The organism is Siminovitchia acidinfaciens, assembly GCF_003605385.1.
Classification (GTDB): Bacteria; Bacillota; Bacilli; order Bacillales; family Bacillaceae_C; genus Siminovitchia; species Siminovitchia acidinfaciens.
Genome location: NZ_QYTV02000005.1, coordinates 239,550 through 256,137, shown reverse-complemented (window position 1 = coordinate 256,137; position 16,588 = coordinate 239,550). Strand labels below are relative to the sequence as shown.

The window sequence follows — 16,588 nt, the reverse complement described above, 5'->3', positions numbered from 1 at the left end:
ATGACAGATGAATTCATAACAAAAAAAATACAGCTGGACAACGATGATGAAGCTCCTATTCTTTTTGGTAATGGTGATAGCAATTTAAAGACATTGGAAAATGAATTTGGTGTCAAAATTGTTACTCGCGGAGAAGCGTTGAGCGTTGCAGGACCTGCTGAAGCGGCCGCCCTTGCAGAAGAGACAATCAAACAGCTGATCATTGTCATGAGGCGCGGAATCCGGATCGGACTTCGGGACACCGTTTACGCGGCCCAGATGGCAAAACAAGGAAAGATAGAATACTTCTCTGAGCTATACGAGGAGGAAGTCACCCGTAATGCGAAAGGAAAAGTCATTCGGGTTAAGACTTTGGGGCAGCGTCATTACATTGAAGCAGTCCGCAAAAGCGATCTTGTGTTTGGTATTGGGCCGGCAGGCACGGGTAAAACTTATCTTGCGGTCGTCATGGCTGTAGCTGCACTGAAAAGTGGAAAAATAAATAAAATAATACTAACCCGTCCCGCTGTTGAAGCCGGGGAAAGCCTCGGGTTTTTACCAGGTGATTTAAAGGAAAAAGTGGATCCGTACCTCCGGCCTTTGTATGATGCGCTCCACGATGTCCTAGGGGCGGAGCATACCCAGAGGCTGATTGAAAGGGAAACGATTGAAATTGCACCGCTCGCCTATATGAGGGGGCGAACACTTGATGATGCGTTTGTCATTTTGGATGAAGCTCAAAATACGACACATGCTCAAATGAAAATGTTTTTGACGAGGCTCGGCTTTGGATCGAAGATGGTCATTACAGGCGACTCCACCCAGGTGGACCTTCCTCCCGGAGTAAAGTCTGGGCTCGCGACTGCTGAAGTCATATTGCAGGGAGTACCGGGAATTTCCTTTATCCACTTTGAAGAAGGCGACGTTGTCCGCCACCCTCTTGTTGGTAAAGTGATTAAAGCCTATGCTCAAAATGAAACAACCCCAGGACGATAAGTTCAGGGGTTGTTTCATTAATTTTATCAAAGTTTGTAGTGTCATTACTGCTAGGACCTGCTATATTTGACATATGGATCCTTTTGTTACGGTAAAAAGGTGGTGGAGGAGAGAAATGAACTTTCAAGAGTATATCAAAAATATACGGAAGATTCTTAGTTATAAGTTGTTTGCAGGGCTCGTATTTTTAATATTGGGCCTCTTATTATTCGGCATCCTTTATTCCAACGTGAAGCCTGAAACATATGATATGGAGCTGTTTTCAGTAGCAGATAAAACAATTCGCTCTCCGAAAACGATTGAAGATGAAGAAAAAACAGCGGAAGAGAGAAATATAGCAGCAGAAGAAATCGAAAATGTATATGTCTATAAAAAGGAAATGGCTCAAAATAGGGTACTGCTGCTGACATCCATTTTTGATTTTGTCAACGAAGTGAATCAGGAAGAGGCGGACAAAAATAATAAGGAAGACGGCAAAGAGGAAATCCAGCCGATTTCTTCAAAGCTCTCATTGTTGAAATCCAAGTTGACGGCAGATGTTACCGAGGATGTCACCGAAACAATTTCCGATCAGACGCTTATTCAACTGCTGGAAGCGGACCCATCCGAACTTGAAAAAGCAAGGGGCATTCTTGTTAATAATGTCGAAGCAATCATGAATGGAAAAATTCGGGAGGATCAAGTAAATAGGGTAAGGTCAGTTTTAATTGATCGCATTACAGCGGCAGGTTTGGCGAAAACTGTGGAAAATGCTTCAATTGAGCTTGGAAAATATGCTATCATTCCAAATGAGCTCTATGATCCTAGGCTAACTGAGGAACGAAAAAACCATGCAATGGGAGAAGTGGAACCCGTTAAAATATTGCAAGGTCAGATCATTGTCCAAGAGGGACACCTTATTGACAGGGATATTTACAGACAGCTTGATATGCTTGGTCTTTTGAAAAGCAAGCCGACAGTCAAGCCATTTATAGGACTGGCTATATTTGTTCTGCTCTCCATTGGCGCCTTGTATATACCTTTTTCGAAAATGAAAGAGTCTGAGGAAAAAAAGCAAAGCTTTGCGCTGCTTCTGGGAATTGTCTTTGTCGGAGCACTTGTTGTTATGAAGATCATGAGTCTGATGGAGGAACTTGATCAGTACAATCTTGCCTATCTTTTCCCGGCAGCAATGGCACCCATGATTATCCGAATCATGATAAATGAGCGCTTTGCTCTGCTTATGGCCATTATTTTAGCCGCTTGCGGAAGCATTGTTTTCCATGATAGCATTTCGGGCACAATAGAAGTGGAAATTGCACTTTACATTCTTTTCAGTGGTCTAGCAGGTGTTATCTTCTTATCGGGCAGAAGTGAACGATTTAATTTACTGCGTGCAGGGCTATTAGTTTCCTGTGTTAATGTTTTACTTATTTTTTTCCTGTTGTTTATTGGAAACGGTCAAATTTCCAACATTGAGTATTTATTCTTCATTGTGTTCGGTGTCGTTTCCGGTATCTTGTCCGCAGTTTTGACAATGGGGATTCTTCCTTTTTTGGAAGTCGGTTTCGGTATTTTATCAACGATGCGACTGATAGAATTGTCCAGTCCAAATCATCCGTTGTTAAAAAGAATCCTTATTGAGGCACCAGGTACATACCACCATAGTGTCATGGTTGCCAACTTAGCCGAATCGGCATGTGAGGCCATCGGTGCCAACGGCCTGCTTGCAAGAGTCGGGGCCTATTATCACGACCTTGGAAAAACGAAAAGGCCGCACTTTTTCATTGAAAACCAGATGAACATGGAAAATCCGCATAATAAGCTTCCACCTGCAACAAGCAAGGATATTATCATCGCCCATGTAACCGATGGTGTTGAGGAATTAAGGAAGCATAAAATGCCGAAGGAATTAGTGGATATTGCGGAACAGCATCATGGAACTACGCTTTTGAAGTTCTTTTATTATAAAGCGGTGGAAATGTGTGAGGATGTGGAGGAATCTGAATACAGGTATCCGGGACCGAAACCGCAATCAAGAGAAGCAGCAGTCATCAGTTTGGCAGATTGCGTGGAAGCAGCAGTCCGTTCATTGAGCCAGCCTACACCAGAGACCATCAAATCACTCGTTGATTCCATTGTAAAAGACCGGCTGCTTGATGGCCAGCTGAATGAATGTGATATTACTATCAAACAATTGGAACTCATTAAACAAACATTTTGTGAAACGTTGAGCGGCATTTTTCACTCAAGGATTGAATATCCGGGAAATAAGGAGCAGAAGGTGATTTAAAAATGAGATTGAATATTGACTTCATGGATGAGACAGATGATGTGAAACAAGAAGAGATGAATTTATTGGAAAAGCTGTTAAATCATGCGGCAGAGATGGAATCAGTGGATAAGGACAGTGAACTTTCCGTCACATTTGTTTCCAATGACGCTATTCAGGAAATAAACAGAACTTACAGGGGGAAAGATTCTCCAACAGATGTTATTTCTTTTGCTATGGAGGAAATGGGGGAAGGTGAAACGGAAATAGCCGGAGCTGAAAACCTTCCTCGAATGCTGGGTGATATTGTCATCTCCATTGATATGGCGTTAAAGCAGGCTGAGGAGTACGGACACTCATATATTCGTGAACTAGGCTTTTTGACAGTACACGGTTTCCTCCATCTACTCGGATATGACCATATGACCGAAGAAGATGAAAAGCGAATGTTTACTAGACAAGAGGATATATTGAAGAGTTATGGCTTGGAAAGGTAAAACCCCATTTTCCCGCCGACGTGTAATCGGGTCTTTCACCTATGCTATTCAAGGGGTGTGGTACGCAGCAAGAACGGAGAAAAATTTTCAGATCCATTTGATTGCTGCTGTAATTGTGAGTATGTGCGGTTTTGCTTTCCAATTGAACAAGGTGGAATGGCTGTTTGTATTGATTTGTATCTTTGGCATGTTCTCCCTTGAATTGCTGAATTCAGCTATTGAAAGGGCTGTCGACCTTGCCACAGAAGAAATTAAGCCTCTGGCCAAGCAGGCAAAGGATCTGGCTGCAGGGGCTGTCCTTGTTTTTGCCATAATGACCATTGTGATTGGTGTAATTATTTTTTTGCCAAAAGTTTTGGAGTTGTTCCAGTAAAGCTGCCTTAAGGGCAGTTTTTTATTTGTATAGGAAATTATAAACCGCATAAGTTTGTTGATAAATTATTATCTATTTGTGCTACGTCCAGCTCCGACGGACAGGATGTCCTAGTGCAGGCGAAGCGACAGGACGTCGCAGCCCGAGCCTGCCGACGAACAGGATGTCCTAGTGCCGCCTGCGCCACAGGACGTGGCGCTTTAAGCCGGCCAGCGCCTAGCCCCTCAAGGTCACAAGCATGCAAGGAAGAGCGTGCTCCTGCGCCAAAGCATATACGAAGAAGTCATTGTTCAGCTCGTCGCAAAGACGCATGAAGCACTTTCAGAGAAGTTTCACATGATGTGGTGGAACTCAGCAGCTTGGCTGAAGAACTGCCTCCTCGGGAATCGTCTTGTGCTTGTCGGGGCTGAGCAAGGCGCTTGCGCTTTTGTTCTTTGGTTAAGCATATTGATAGGAATATTTCGACTTGGGCTCTTAAACCTTTTATCCAGAAACATCCCTTTTCAAATTCACCTCTGTTTGTATAGAAACTAAAATAGAGATTAACTTTAATGTAGGAGTTAGCGGCAGCTTGATTTCATATAGTGCTGCTTTTTAGCACGGCGGAGAGGATTCATAGTGTTACAGCTGTATAGGAAGGGGGCGGGTTAAAGCATGGTAATCATAAGAGGGGACAAAGTTTACGTTGCCACTGCGTGCTATAAATGATTTTTTCACATAACAGTAACTGGCTTTTGCCGACAACTCTTTGTTATCATTTGAAACTTAGACCTCGTTCAGATAAAATAATCTCAAACATCCTTTAGCATAGGATTGATTTGAGGAAATTATCTAAAAATTTCTTCAAAAAAATATAACTTTTTTTATCAAAATGTAGTAAACTTAGAGTAAGACACAAGGAGAATCATTACATGAAAGCAGAACAACTAGTTGATGAGGCGAAAAAAGCCAAGGAAATGGCGTATGTTCCATATTCCAAATTTCCAGTTGGAGCAGCTCTTCTTTCACAGGACGGCACCGTTTACCACGGGTGCAATATTGAGAATGCTTCCTACGGGCTGACGAATTGTGCAGAAAGGACTGCACTATTTAAAGCGCTTTCAGAGGGCGCAAAAGCTTTTGCAATGCTTGCTGTAACAGCTGATACAGACCGGCCCGTACCACCATGCGGTGCGTGCAGGCAAGTAATTGCCGAGCATTGCCCAAAAGATATGCCAGTAATTTTGACTAACAGTAAAGGGAATAAGCAGGAGCTGACAGTTGGGGAATTGTTGCCGTTTGCTTTTTCAGCGGGGGATTTAAATGAATAATACTATAAGAGACGAAAAAGAATTCAAATCAGGCTTTATATCCATCATTGGCAGGCCAAATGTAGGTAAATCAACTTTTTTAAATAGGGTAATCGGTCAAAAGATAGCGATCATGAGCGATAAACCTCAAACGACTAGAAATAAAGTACAGGGCGTGTTGACTACTGACGAAGCACAAATGGTATTCATTGACACCCCTGGAATCCATAAACCGAAACACAAGCTTGGAGACTTTATGATCAAGCTTGCAATCAACACATTCAAAGAAGTGGATATTATCTTGTTCATGATCAATGCTGAAGAAGGGTTTGGACGCGGCGATGAATTTATCATTGAACAACTGAAAAGTATCAAAACCCCGGTGTTTCTTGTCATCAATAAGATTGATCAGATCCATCCGGACCAGTTAATCACTCTCATTGAGCAATATAAAGATATGTATCCGTTCGAGGAAATCATTCCGATTTCCGCATTGGAAGGAAATAATGTTGACCGGCTGCTTGAGCAGATCAGAGAGTATATGCCGGAGGGACCTCAATATTATCCTGCAGATCAGGTGACTGATCACCCGGAAAGATTCATTGTATCCGAACTGATCAGAGAAAAAGCACTTCATCTGACAAGGGAGGAAGTGCCTCATTCAATCGCAGTAGTGATCGATCAAATGAAACAAGAAGGCAAGAAGGATCTTATTCATGTGATGGCAACGATTATCGTGGAGCGTGATTCACAAAAAGGGATCGTCATAGGAAAACAAGGGAAAATGCTGAAAGAAATCGGGCAGCGTGCCCGGCAAGATATTGAGAACCTTCTTGGTTCAAAGGTTTTTCTTGAGTTATGGGTAAAGGTCCAAAAGGATTGGCGGAACAGATCTACTCACTTGAGGGACTTTGGTTTTACAGATGATAATTATTGACAAATGATATATTGGTTCGATTAACAAATTTTACGTTGAATCGTCCTGGGGCGCGTGGACAAACATATTCATACAACCATCACAAAGAAAGGCGGGATTCAAATGTATGAGTTTACTTGGAAAGTTTTTAAGAAGACGGGAAACATCGATATTTACCTGCTTCTAAAGGAACTGGAGAAAGAAGAACACATGATGAATACTCTGCCGATTACCGACAAGGCTGATGTGATCAACTATCCTGTTTCCTGACCATAACTTTACTTTGTTTTGAACACCCTTTTACAGTATGATACTGTAAAAGGGGTTAATGACATGTTGGAAAAAATTGAAGGCATTGTAATCAGAACGACGGATTATGGTGAATCACATAAAATAACTGCCATATACAGCAGGGAAGCGGGGAAAATTTCCGCCATGGCAAGGGGGGCAAAAAAAACGAACAGCCGTCTTGCTGCAGTTTCCCAGCTGTTTACATACGGTTACTTTTTAATTCAAACTGGACGCGGTCTTGGTACACTTCAGCAGGGTGAAATTATATCCCCTTTAAGGGGCTTGAAAGAGGATATTTTTAAGACCGCCTATGCTACGTACATTGTGGAAATGGTTGACAGAAGTACCCAGGATAATGAACCGAACCCATATTTATTTGAAATGCTGTATCAGTCACTCAATTATATAAGCGAGGATAATGATCCGGAAATCATTACCCACATATTTGAAATGAAAATGCTTCAGGTGTTGGGGCTTTATCCGGAAATGAGGAATTGCACTGTTTGCGGCGCCGCGGAAGGCAATTTCGGCTTTTCGATTAAGGAGAACGGGCTCATTTGCCACCGTTGTTTTGATAAGGATCCGCATTTTTTGCCTCTAAGCCAAAATGCAATTAAGCTTCTACGGTTATTTTATTATTTTGATTTGGGCCGTTTGGGGACTATATCGGTTAAGCCCGAGACGAAAAAAGAATTGAAGCAGGCAATTGATATGTACTATGATGAATATTCGGGACTTTATCTAAAATCAAAGCGGTTTTTGGAGCAAATGGATTCATTGAGGGACAGACTATGACAAAAAGGTTGACAACTGCCTCTGTTTCCATTATTTTTATTCTTAGTGAATATAATACCTGCTAAGACGGAAAGTAGTAGTTGCGTGACCCCATTTCAGCGAACCCGGGAAGGTGCAAGCCGGGTATGGTATCGCAGTGAAGGCAGTCCCGAGCGGGATTTTCAAAGAGGCCGAAATATACGGCAAATAGGGTGGAACCGCGGGTAACTCTCGTCCCTATGCTTTTTATGAGCATAGGGACGGGAGTTTTTTTATTTAAAGAAAGTAATAAAACATTAAATGTTGATAGAAAAAGTATTTACTTTGTCCAGCGACGCACATATTGTGCTAGTGCCAAGACCCGCAAGGGACCCAGCTACTTCCCTGTGGTGGCTAACGGGTGGTGTCTAGTTTGCCCACGCTGAACAAAGTGCTTACGCTTTTCTAATGGAAAGGGTGTTTTGCATGAATATACAGGAAATGATTTTAACGTTGCAAAAGCATTGGTCCGACTACGGCTGCATTTTAATGCAGGCGTATGATGTGGAAAAAGGCGCTGGGACGATGAGCCCTTATACATTCCTAAGGGCAATTGGTCCGGAACCTTGGAATGTTGCTTATGTAGAGCCTTCAAGGCGGCCGGCGGACGGCCGATACGGAGAAAATCCGAACAGGCTTTATCAGCACCATCAATTCCAGGTGATTATGAAGCCTTCGCCGGAAAACATTCAGGAAATGTACTTGGATTCGTTGAAAAAACTGGGGATTGATCCATTAGAACACGATATCCGGTTTGTTGAAGATAACTGGGAAAACCCATCGCTTGGATGTGCAGGACTCGGATGGGAAGTATGGCTGGATGGTATGGAAATTACTCAGTTTACATACTTCCAACAGGTTGGCGGTTTGGAGTGCAAGCCAGTATCCGTAGAATTGACATATGGAATTGAACGTCTCGCTTCATACATTCAAGAAAAAGACAATGTATTTGATCTGGAGTGGACAGACGGCTTTACAATCAGGGATATTTTCTATCAACCGGAATATGAGCATTCCAAATACGCTTTTGAAACATCTGACCAAGATATGTTATTCACCTTGTTCAACACGTATGAAAAAGAAGCTAAAAGACAGATGGAAGAGGGGCTTGTTCACCCTGCATATGATTATATTTTAAAATGCTCGCATGTCTTCAACCTTCTTGATGCCAAAGGAGCAATTTCAGTCACCGAACGGACTGCTTATATTTCAAGGATGAGAAATATGGCCCGTCATGTAGCGAAGACTTTTTATGATGAAAGGGAAAAACTCGGTTTTCCGATTTTACAGCACGAAAAGGAGGGATCCAGCCATGAGTAATCGCGATTTATTGCTTGAAATCGGTTTGGAAGAAATGCCTGCCAGATTTATACGGGGATCCATCAATCAGTTTGAGGAAAAAATTCAAAAATGGTTGGATGAACAGGGAATCGGTCATGGTGATCTTTTTGCATTTTCCTCGCCGAGAAGATTGGCTGTTCTCGTTAAGAATGTTGCGGAGTCGCAACTGGATACGGAAGAAGAAGCAAAAGGCCCAGCTAAAAAAATCGCTCTCGATGAAAGTGGAAATTGGTCAAAAGCAGCAATGGGCTTCAGCCGATCACAAGGTATGACACCTGATGATATTTATTTCAAAGAAATCAAAGGTATTGAATATGCCCATATCAAACGATTTATTCAAGGAGAAAAAACAGTGGATTTACTTCCACAGCTCAAAACTTTGGTGGAAGGGATGAGTTTTCCCAACAGCATGCGCTGGGGAAGCCATCAACTTCGTTATCTTCGCCCTATCAGGTGGCTTGTCGCACTTTTTGGCAATGAGGTAATTCATTTCACTGTTGCGGGAGCATCTGCAGGTAATGTAACGATGGGCCACCGCTTCTTGGGACAAGATGTTACAATCGATTTGCCTCAGCATTATGAAGAGGCTCTTAAAGATCAATTTGTTGTTGCCGATACAGAGAAAAGAAAGCAGATCATTGCTTCGCAGATTGCTGATCTTGAAAAAGAAAACGGCTGGGTCATACCGACCGAAGATGATTTATTGGATGAGGTAACAAACTTGGTGGAATATCCGACAGCTTTTTACGGGAATTTTGATGAAAAGTTTTTAAATCTACCTGAGGAAGTGCTTATCACTTCGATGAAGACACATCAGCGATATTTTCCTGTTAAAGACGCGCAAGGAAGCCTGCTCCCATACTTTGTATCGGTCAGGAACGGTGGGGACAGCAGTATTGACATTGTTGCAAAGGGAAATGAGAAAGTACTGCGGGCAAGATTGGCTGATGCGGAATTCTTCTATGAAGAAGATCAAAAGCTAGAGATTGCCGAGGCTTTAAAAAAACTTGAATCAATCATCTACCATGAAAAAATTGGAACGCTGTCACAAAAGGTCAACAGGGTTCAAAAAATCACTAAAGAATTATGCACTTTGCTGGAACTGTCGGAAGGTCAAATACAAATGGCTGACAGGGCTGCTGCTATAAGCAAATTTGACCTTGTAACAAATATGGTGGATGAATTCCCGGAGCTGCAAGGTATAATGGGTGAAAAATATGCTCTACAAAAAGGCGAACAGGCCGAAGTGGCAAGGGCAATCAATGAGCATTATCAGCCGCGTCATGCACAGGATGAAATTCCTGAGTCCCTTATCGGTGCCCTTGTGGGAGTCGCGGATAAAATGGATACGATTGTGACGGCTTTCGCTATCGGATTAATACCGACCGGATCCCATGATCCATATGCATTACGCAGGAACGCAACAGGTGTAGTCAATATTTTAAAAGGCATGAATTGGAATTTCTCTTTGGAAGACCTTCTCAATCGGGTGATTGAAATTACGAAAGAGGATGTCAAGATTGAAAATGCGGATTTGAAGGAGAGTCTACAGCAGTTTTTCAAGCTGCGGATCAAGCACCTTCTTCAGGAGCAAAATATCCGCTATGACATTATTGAAGCAGTAATTGGCGGAAAGCTGCACGGAGTTCCCGAGATGATCGACCGCGCCGGCACCTTGAATGAACATAAGGATGAAGGTGATTTCAAAGAGACAGTGGAATCATTGGCGCGTGTAATGAACATCGCCCAAAAAGCGGAAGAAGACAGTGAGGTAAAACCGGACGCTTTTGAAAACAAAGAAGAAGAAATTTTATTTGAGGAATATAAAAATGCGCTGGCTATTTTTACATCCGAAAATAGCTCTGAAGCACGTTTTACGGCACTTAAAAACTTATCTCCGGCAATCTACGCCTATTTTGATCACACAATGGTTATGGCTGAAGACAATACAGTGCGAAAGAACAGATTGGCTCAAATGAAAAAGCTCTCAGATTTGATTGGAAGCTTTGCAATGATGAATGAAGTTCAAGTGAAGTAGGAAAAGCGGAAAACGGCTGCTCAGGGGCGACAAGCGCTGGTCGCCTCAGACCGCCACATCCTCGAAAAAGCTTACGCTTTTCCTTCGTGCGATGTACCGCCGCTGAAGCATTCCCTGTCCTTTGGCGCGGCAGGATTATGCAGAAGTCTTCTCGTTTCGCATACATCAAGAACATCCTGTCTTCACAGTTTGAAAAGCAAAAATACAAGCCCTATGATGAAGTACGGGCAAAGACAAATTCCATACGGCTCTAAATTTGTGTACCTTTTATGGATAGAGATTCTCTTTGGGTGCTAAATAGTATATACTAATTCTAATAAGTATGTCTCATTTCATGTCCATAGGTGGTGAGCACGATCGAACTCAGCAAAAGACAGGATCGAATATTGGAAATCGTCAAGGAAAACGGTCCGATAACAGGTGAGCACATTGCGGAAAGACTGAACTTGACTCGCGCCACTTTGCGTCCCGACCTGGCTATTTTAACGATGGCTGGATATTTGGACGCGCGGCCAAGGGTCGGCTATTTTTATACTGGCAAAACAGGGACACAGCTTTTGGCAGAAAGCATGAAGAAACTGACTGTCAAAGACTATCAGTCTATCCCTGTAGTCATCAGTGAAAATGTTTCTGTTTATGATGCAATTGTTACAATTTTCCTCGAAGATGTTGGAACGGTTTTTGTAACGGACGATGAACATCATCTAGCGGGGGTACTTTCCCGAAAGGACTTGTTGAGGGCGAGTCTGGGGCAGCAAGAGTTGTCCACCCTGCCGGTTAACATAATAATGACTAGGATGCCCAATATTACGATGTGCGAAAAAGATGATTTGTTGATTGATGTAGCAAAAAAGTTGATTGATACTCAGATTGATGCAGTTCCCGTAGTAAAAAAGACGAATTCTGGATACGAAGTAATCGGCAGGCTTACGAAAACGAATATAACAAAAGCGTTTGTGGCGCTTGCCGAACAAGAAGGTTAGTTGAATGACGGGAGATGATAAATCATGACAGAACCGGTGATATATGTAGTATCAGACTCCGTGGGAGAGACTGCCGAACTTGTAACAAAGGCGGCAATGAGCCAGTTTTTCCAACCGAAAGTAATAATTAAACGCATACCTTACGTAGAAGAACGAGAAAATATCGATGAAGTTGTTTCATTGGCAAAGATGAATAATGGGATTATTATCTTTACGCTGGTAAAGCCGGATATTAGAGAGTACCTGGTTGAAAAAGCAAAGAAATCCAACATACATGCAGTCGATGTTCTTGGGCCGCTGATGTCAACATTTGAGCAAGTGTTTGATAAAATGCCCCTTAATGAACCAGGATTAGTACGCAAATTGGATGCTGATTACTTTAAAAGAGTTGAAGCGATTGAATTTGCAGTAAAATATGATGATGGACGAGATCCAAGAGGGCTGCTCAGAGCGGACATAGTTTTAATCGGGGTGTCAAGAACATCAAAAACACCGCTATCACAATATCTTGCTCATAAAAGATACAAAGTGGCAAATGTTCCTGTCGTTCCTGAAGTCGATCCCCCGGAGGAGTTATTCAAAATCGATCCAGACAAATGCATCGGCTTAAAAATCAGTGCGGAGAAGCTTTATGAAATCCGTAGAGAAAGACTACTGACACTTGGTCTTGATGATAATGCCATCTATGCGAATATTGAAAGGATTCGCCGTGAGATCGATTACTTTGACAGGATTGCTAAAAAAATAGGCTGCAAAATCATTGATGTAACGAATAAAGCCGTTGAAGAAACAGCGAACATCATCATAAATTTTAAATTAAATAGTAATTGAGCGCGCTTATGCAGCGCTCTTTTTCGTGAATGGTTATTTCCAAGCCTTTGTTCTGGGCAAACTCCGTGAAATACGCTATAATAAAAAATTGTGTTTATGAAAAATAATTGGGTTAGACAGCTGGGTATAGGAATACACTATTTATTGTGATTATATTTTGCTCAAAACTCCATTTTTAAAAAAAGGAATAAAAATAAGAAGGAATCTGCGGAGGGATGCAGAATAAATAATTATGCCCGTAAAAAAAAGGTGATATTTGTCGATGCGGATGCCTGCCCTGTAAAGGATGAAATTTCTCGCATCGCCAAAGTATTAGGTATGAAGGTATGTTTTATTGCCTCTTATAATCATAAACCTTCGAGTATAAATAAAGGTGATGATTGGACTTTTGTCGATCCTGACAGTGAAGCGTGCGACCTTTATATCTTTAACCATATTAAACGGGGAGACGTCCTGGTTACACAAGATACAGGACTTGCAAGTCTTGCTCTTCAGAAAGGCGTTTATGTCTTTTCTCCCAGGGGAACGGAATACAAGGAAGCAACGATTGATGCGGCACTTGGCTTTCGATATTTAGCGGCAAAAGACCGTAAACGAGGTGTCTTTTGGAAAGGGCCAAAGGCCTTTACTTCTGAAGACCACGATAGATTCAAAACCGTTTTCGAGAGTTTTTGTCGAAAATTGGTAAATGCAGAAGATTGAAGTTTAACAAGATAAATGGGGATGTTTAGAAGGTGGCTGCAAGAATCTCGGATGAGAAGATTAGCAAACTCAGGCAGTCTGTAGATATTGTTGATATTATCAGCGAATATGTACAGTTGAAAAAGCAGGGTCGAAACTATTTTGGATTATGCCCATTCCACAGTGAGAACACCCCTTCTTTCTCCGTAGCACCGGAAAAACAAATTTTCCATTGTTTTGGATGCGGTACAGGGGGAAATGTATTCAACTTTCTTATGGATGTAGAAGGAATCAGCTTTCAAGAAGCAGCATCGATTGTGGCTGATAAAGGCGGCATCCCATTTGAAATCGAGCAGAGTAATGAAATAAAGGATGACCGGTACCCTGCCGAGCATCAAAGGATGGTCGATGCTCATGAGCTCTTGGGTAAACTATACCACCATTTATTGTTGAATACAAAAGAAGGTTCCGATGCGCTGAAATATCTTCATTCCCGCGGATTTTCAACCGAGGGTATTAGAAAGTTCAAAATTGGATATTCTTTGCCTGAATGGGATATGGCCGTGAAATATTTGAGCAAGCGGGGTTTTACTGAAGAAGAGCTTGAAAGCGCAGGATTAATAATAAAAAGAGAAAACGACAGTGGGTTTTTCGATCGCTTCCGCAATAGGATCATGTTTCCATTATTTGATGAAAAGGGAAGAATTATCGCCTTTTCGGCACGCGCAATCGAACAGAGTGATTCTCCGAAATATTTAAATACACCGGAAACAATCATTTTTAATAAAAGCTCTCTTTTATACAATTACCACGGGGCTAGGAGTGAGATCCGCAGACAGGGGTATGCGGTTTTGTTCGAAGGATTCGCCGATGTCATTTCAGCTGATGAAGCAGATGTAAAAAATGGCGTTGCAGTCATGGGGACTTCGTTGACCAATCAGCATGTACAGCAGCTTAGAAGGCTGACGGACACGATCATTATCTGTTTTGATTCTGACCAGGCGGGAATAGAGGCGTCCAACCGTGCCGGCTCATTGCTGGTCGATCAAGGGTTGGAAGTGAAAGCTTCCATGCTCCCACAGGGCATGGATCCCGATGACTATATCCGAAAACACGGTGCGGAAAAATTTCGTGCGGATGTAATAGGGAATGCTTTAACATGGACAGCTTTTAAACTTCATTATTACAGGTTCGGAAAAAATCTGCAAAATGAAGGAGAAAAGCTAAAGTATATCGAAGAAGTCATGAATGAGCTCAGTAAGCTGAACAATCCGATTGAAAGGGACTTATACATTCGCCAGATTGCTGATGAATTTTCTCTTTCCTTGGAAGTACTCGAGAATCAGCAAAAGCAGCTTGTTCAAGCAGAAGAGCAAAAGCAACGGAAACATCGGAAACAAACCGATGACTTTTATCAGGTACATCGCCAGAAGAAACAGGGAGTACCAATGGCACATCTCACAGCAGAGAGGCTTCTTTTAGCCAGAATGCTTCGGGATGAGGAAACTGCCTATCGAATAATGGCTATGCTTGAAAATCATTCTTTTTTCTTTGACGAGCATCAGGCAATCATCACTTATCTATTCGGCTATTATGCGGAAGGCAATCAACCGGACCCATTGCTTTTCTTGGATTATCTTCCGGACAAAAAACTTAGGGCTATAGTCACGGAAATAGAAATGATGGTAATTGACAGTGAAGAAAGCGAGCAGGAATTAAAAGATTGTGTTAATTACGTGTTGAAACATGCAAAGATGTTAATGATAAAAGAAAAACAATCGGAGCAAAGAGAGGCGGAGCGAAGCAACAATGTCGAAAAGGCATTGAAAATAGCGCAGGAAATCATTTATCTCCGCAACTCATTAAGCAGTATGTAACGGGTGCGCAAATGTTTGGAAGGAGGGGGACGTATGGCTGAAAAAGCACGTTCCAACGTATCAGAAAATGAACTTACCCTCGAACAGGCAAAGGATCAATTGCTTGAACAAGGAAAGAAACGAGGGACTTTAACATATGAACGAATTGCGAGCAATCTCGCCCATTTCGATTTGGACTCAGATCAAATGGATGAGTTTTACGAAATGTTAAGCCATCATGGTGTCGAGGTGCTTGAAGAAGACAGCGACGAAGAAGAGGCAGATCCGGACGCAACTGAGATTCAAAAAGAAGATGAGGAAGAATTTGATTTAAATGATTTAAGCGTTCCTCCCGGAGTGAAAATCAATGACCCTGTCCGAATGTATTTGAAGGAAATCGGCAGAGTGGATCTTTTATCGGCAGAAGAGGAAGTTGAGCTTGCTGAACGTATTGAACAAGGGGATGAAGAAGCCAAAAAAAGGCTCGCTGAGGCCAACCTTCGCCTAGTAGTCAGTATTGCCAAACGATATGTCGGCCGAGGCATGTTGTTCCTTGATTTGATCCAGGAAGGTAATATGGGTCTTATTAAAGCAGTTGAAAAGTTTGACCATAGAAAAGGTTTTAAATTCAGTACCTATGCCACATGGTGGATAAGGCAGGCAATTACACGAGCCATTGCAGACCAGGCAAGAACGATTCGTATTCCGGTCCATATGGTAGAGACAATTAATAAACTCATTAGAGTACAGCGTCAATTGCTCCAGGATCTCGGCCGCGAACCTTCTCCGGAGGAAATTGCTGAAGAGATGGATTTGACGCCGGATAAAGTCAGGGAAATATTAAAAATCGCTCAGGAGCCAGTTTCTCTGGAAACGCCTATTGGCGAAGAGGATGACTCTCATCTTGGTGACTTTATCGAAGATCAGGAAGCCACTTCCCCATCCGACCATGCCGCTTACGAATTGTTGAAAGAACAGCTCGAGGATGTCCTCGATACATTGACTGACAGAGAAGAGAATGTACTTCGTCTCCGTTTTGGACTCGATGATGGGCGTACCCGAACCTTGGAGGAAGTTGGCAAGGTATTCGGTGTGACGCGCGAACGTATCAGACAAATCGAAGCGAAAGCACTTAGAAAGCTTCGACACCCAAGCAGAAGCAAACGACTAAAAGATTTTCTGGAATAAAATAAAGATAGCAGCCTCCTGTATCAAGGGGGCTTTTTTATTTTTTAAATGCCCTCAAAATTTTACTATTCAATAGGTTGCGAGCCTGCAATTCACACAAGAATAATCCCTGAAAGGTAACGCCCTCCTACAAGAATGCTACTGCTCACCCTCTTGAGAAGCCGCATGAGGTTGAATGCTAAAAATGTTATTCAAAGTCCGGCCATGCCTTACGGCTTCGTCTCGCAGAATGCCCTTTCGCTTCGCCAGCAATAGAATTCCCGTC

Annotated in this window: 14 protein-coding genes and 1 pseudogene; all 15 read left to right on the top strand. The window is 42.3% G+C overall.

Going from position 1 to position 16,588, the window contains the following annotated elements; all coding sequences use genetic code 11:
• Nucleotides 1-975, top strand: coding sequence for a PhoH family protein (locus tag D4T97_RS13360; protein ID WP_126051243.1), 975 nt, complete (start codon nt 1-3; stop codon nt 973-975).
• Between the two features lie 115 nt (nt 976-1,090).
• Entirely contained in the window at nt 1,091-3,247 is a 2,157-nt protein-coding gene (locus D4T97_RS13355; protein WP_126051242.1) for an HD family phosphohydrolase, read from the top strand.
• Nucleotides 3,248-3,249: 2 nt separating this feature from the next.
• The gene (ybeY, locus tag D4T97_RS13350) at nt 3,250-3,723 is read left to right on the top strand and encodes an rRNA maturation RNase YbeY (protein WP_126051241.1); all 474 of its coding nucleotides are present in this window, start codon (nt 3,250-3,252) and stop codon (nt 3,721-3,723) included.
• A complete protein-coding gene (locus D4T97_RS13345; protein WP_126051240.1) occupies nt 3,707-4,096 on the top strand; it encodes a diacylglycerol kinase family protein in 390 nt (129 codons plus the stop codon). The genes ybeY and D4T97_RS13345 overlap by 17 nt, the downstream gene beginning before the upstream one ends.
• Nucleotides 4,097-4,989: 893 nt before the next feature.
• Nucleotides 4,990-5,406 (top strand): annotated as a pseudogene (locus D4T97_RS13340) (cytidine deaminase); the annotation flags it as partial.
• Nucleotides 5,399-6,322, top strand: coding sequence for a GTPase Era (gene era / locus D4T97_RS13335; protein WP_126051238.1), 924 nt, complete (start codon nt 5,399-5,401; stop codon nt 6,320-6,322). The pseudogene D4T97_RS13340 and the gene era, both read left to right, overlap by 8 nt.
• A gap of 102 nt (nt 6,323-6,424) precedes the next feature.
• Complete coding sequence (locus D4T97_RS13330) at nt 6,425-6,571, top strand: YqzL family protein (protein WP_126051319.1); 147 nt, start codon at nt 6,425-6,427, stop codon at nt 6,569-6,571.
• Between the two features lie 63 nt (nt 6,572-6,634).
• Complete coding sequence (recO, locus tag D4T97_RS13325) at nt 6,635-7,387, top strand: DNA repair protein RecO (RefSeq protein WP_126051237.1); 753 nt, start codon at nt 6,635-6,637, stop codon at nt 7,385-7,387.
• A 444-nt stretch (nt 7,388-7,831) separates the two neighbouring features.
• Nucleotides 7,832-8,725 (top strand): glycine--tRNA ligase subunit alpha, encoded by an 894-nt coding sequence (gene glyQ / locus D4T97_RS13320; RefSeq protein WP_126051236.1) that lies wholly within the window; start codon nt 7,832-7,834, stop codon nt 8,723-8,725.
• Nucleotides 8,718-10,784 carry a glycine--tRNA ligase subunit beta gene (gene glyS / locus D4T97_RS13315; protein ID WP_126051235.1) on the top strand — a complete coding sequence of 689 codons (2,067 nt, stop codon included), beginning with the start codon at nt 8,718-8,720 and terminating at the stop codon, nt 10,782-10,784. Before glyQ ends, glyS begins: the two co-directional genes overlap by 8 nt.
• Before the next feature lie 344 nt (nt 10,785-11,128).
• Nucleotides 11,129-11,767 (top strand): helix-turn-helix transcriptional regulator, encoded by a 639-nt coding sequence (locus D4T97_RS13310; protein ID WP_126051234.1) that lies wholly within the window; start codon nt 11,129-11,131, stop codon nt 11,765-11,767.
• A 24-nt stretch (nt 11,768-11,791) separates the two neighbouring features.
• Nucleotides 11,792-12,598 carry a pyruvate, water dikinase regulatory protein gene (locus D4T97_RS13305; RefSeq protein ID WP_206435570.1) on the top strand — a complete coding sequence of 269 codons (807 nt, stop codon included), beginning with the start codon at nt 11,792-11,794 and terminating at the stop codon, nt 12,596-12,598.
• 222 nt (nt 12,599-12,820) lie between these two features.
• Nucleotides 12,821-13,300, top strand: a complete 480-nt coding sequence (locus tag D4T97_RS13300) for a YaiI/YqxD family protein (RefSeq protein WP_268920440.1) — start codon at nt 12,821-12,823, stop codon at nt 13,298-13,300.
• Between the two features lie 32 nt (nt 13,301-13,332).
• Nucleotides 13,333-15,156, top strand: a complete 1,824-nt coding sequence (dnaG, locus tag D4T97_RS13295; protein ID WP_126051231.1) for a DNA primase — start codon at nt 13,333-13,335, stop codon at nt 15,154-15,156.
• A 33-nt stretch (nt 15,157-15,189) separates the two neighbouring features.
• Nucleotides 15,190-16,323 (top strand): RNA polymerase sigma factor RpoD, encoded by a 1,134-nt coding sequence (gene rpoD / locus D4T97_RS13290; protein WP_126051230.1) that lies wholly within the window; start codon nt 15,190-15,192, stop codon nt 16,321-16,323.
• The last annotated feature ends 265 nt before the right edge of the window (nt 16,324-16,588 follow it).

Coding starts and splice junctions, on each gene's coding strand:
- D4T97_RS13360 (WP_126051243.1), top strand. CDS start 1: ATGACAGATGAATTCATAACAAAAAAAATACAGCTGGACAACGATGAT.
- D4T97_RS13355 (WP_126051242.1), top strand. CDS start 1,091: ATGAACTTTCAAGAGTATATCAAAAATATACGGAAGATTCTTAGTTAT.
- ybeY (WP_126051241.1), top strand. CDS start 3,250: ATGAGATTGAATATTGACTTCATGGATGAGACAGATGATGTGAAACAA.
- D4T97_RS13345 (WP_126051240.1), top strand. CDS start 3,707: ATGGCTTGGAAAGGTAAAACCCCATTTTCCCGCCGACGTGTAATCGGG.
- era (WP_126051238.1), top strand. CDS start 5,399: ATGAATAATACTATAAGAGACGAAAAAGAATTCAAATCAGGCTTTATA.
- D4T97_RS13330 (WP_126051319.1), top strand. CDS start 6,425: ATGTATGAGTTTACTTGGAAAGTTTTTAAGAAGACGGGAAACATCGAT.
- recO (WP_126051237.1), top strand. CDS start 6,635: ATGTTGGAAAAAATTGAAGGCATTGTAATCAGAACGACGGATTATGGT.
- glyQ (WP_126051236.1), top strand. CDS start 7,832: ATGAATATACAGGAAATGATTTTAACGTTGCAAAAGCATTGGTCCGAC.
- glyS (WP_126051235.1), top strand. CDS start 8,718: ATGAGTAATCGCGATTTATTGCTTGAAATCGGTTTGGAAGAAATGCCT.
- D4T97_RS13305 (WP_206435570.1), top strand. CDS start 11,792: ATGACAGAACCGGTGATATATGTAGTATCAGACTCCGTGGGAGAGACT.
- rpoD (WP_126051230.1), top strand. CDS start 15,190: ATGGCTGAAAAAGCACGTTCCAACGTATCAGAAAATGAACTTACCCTC.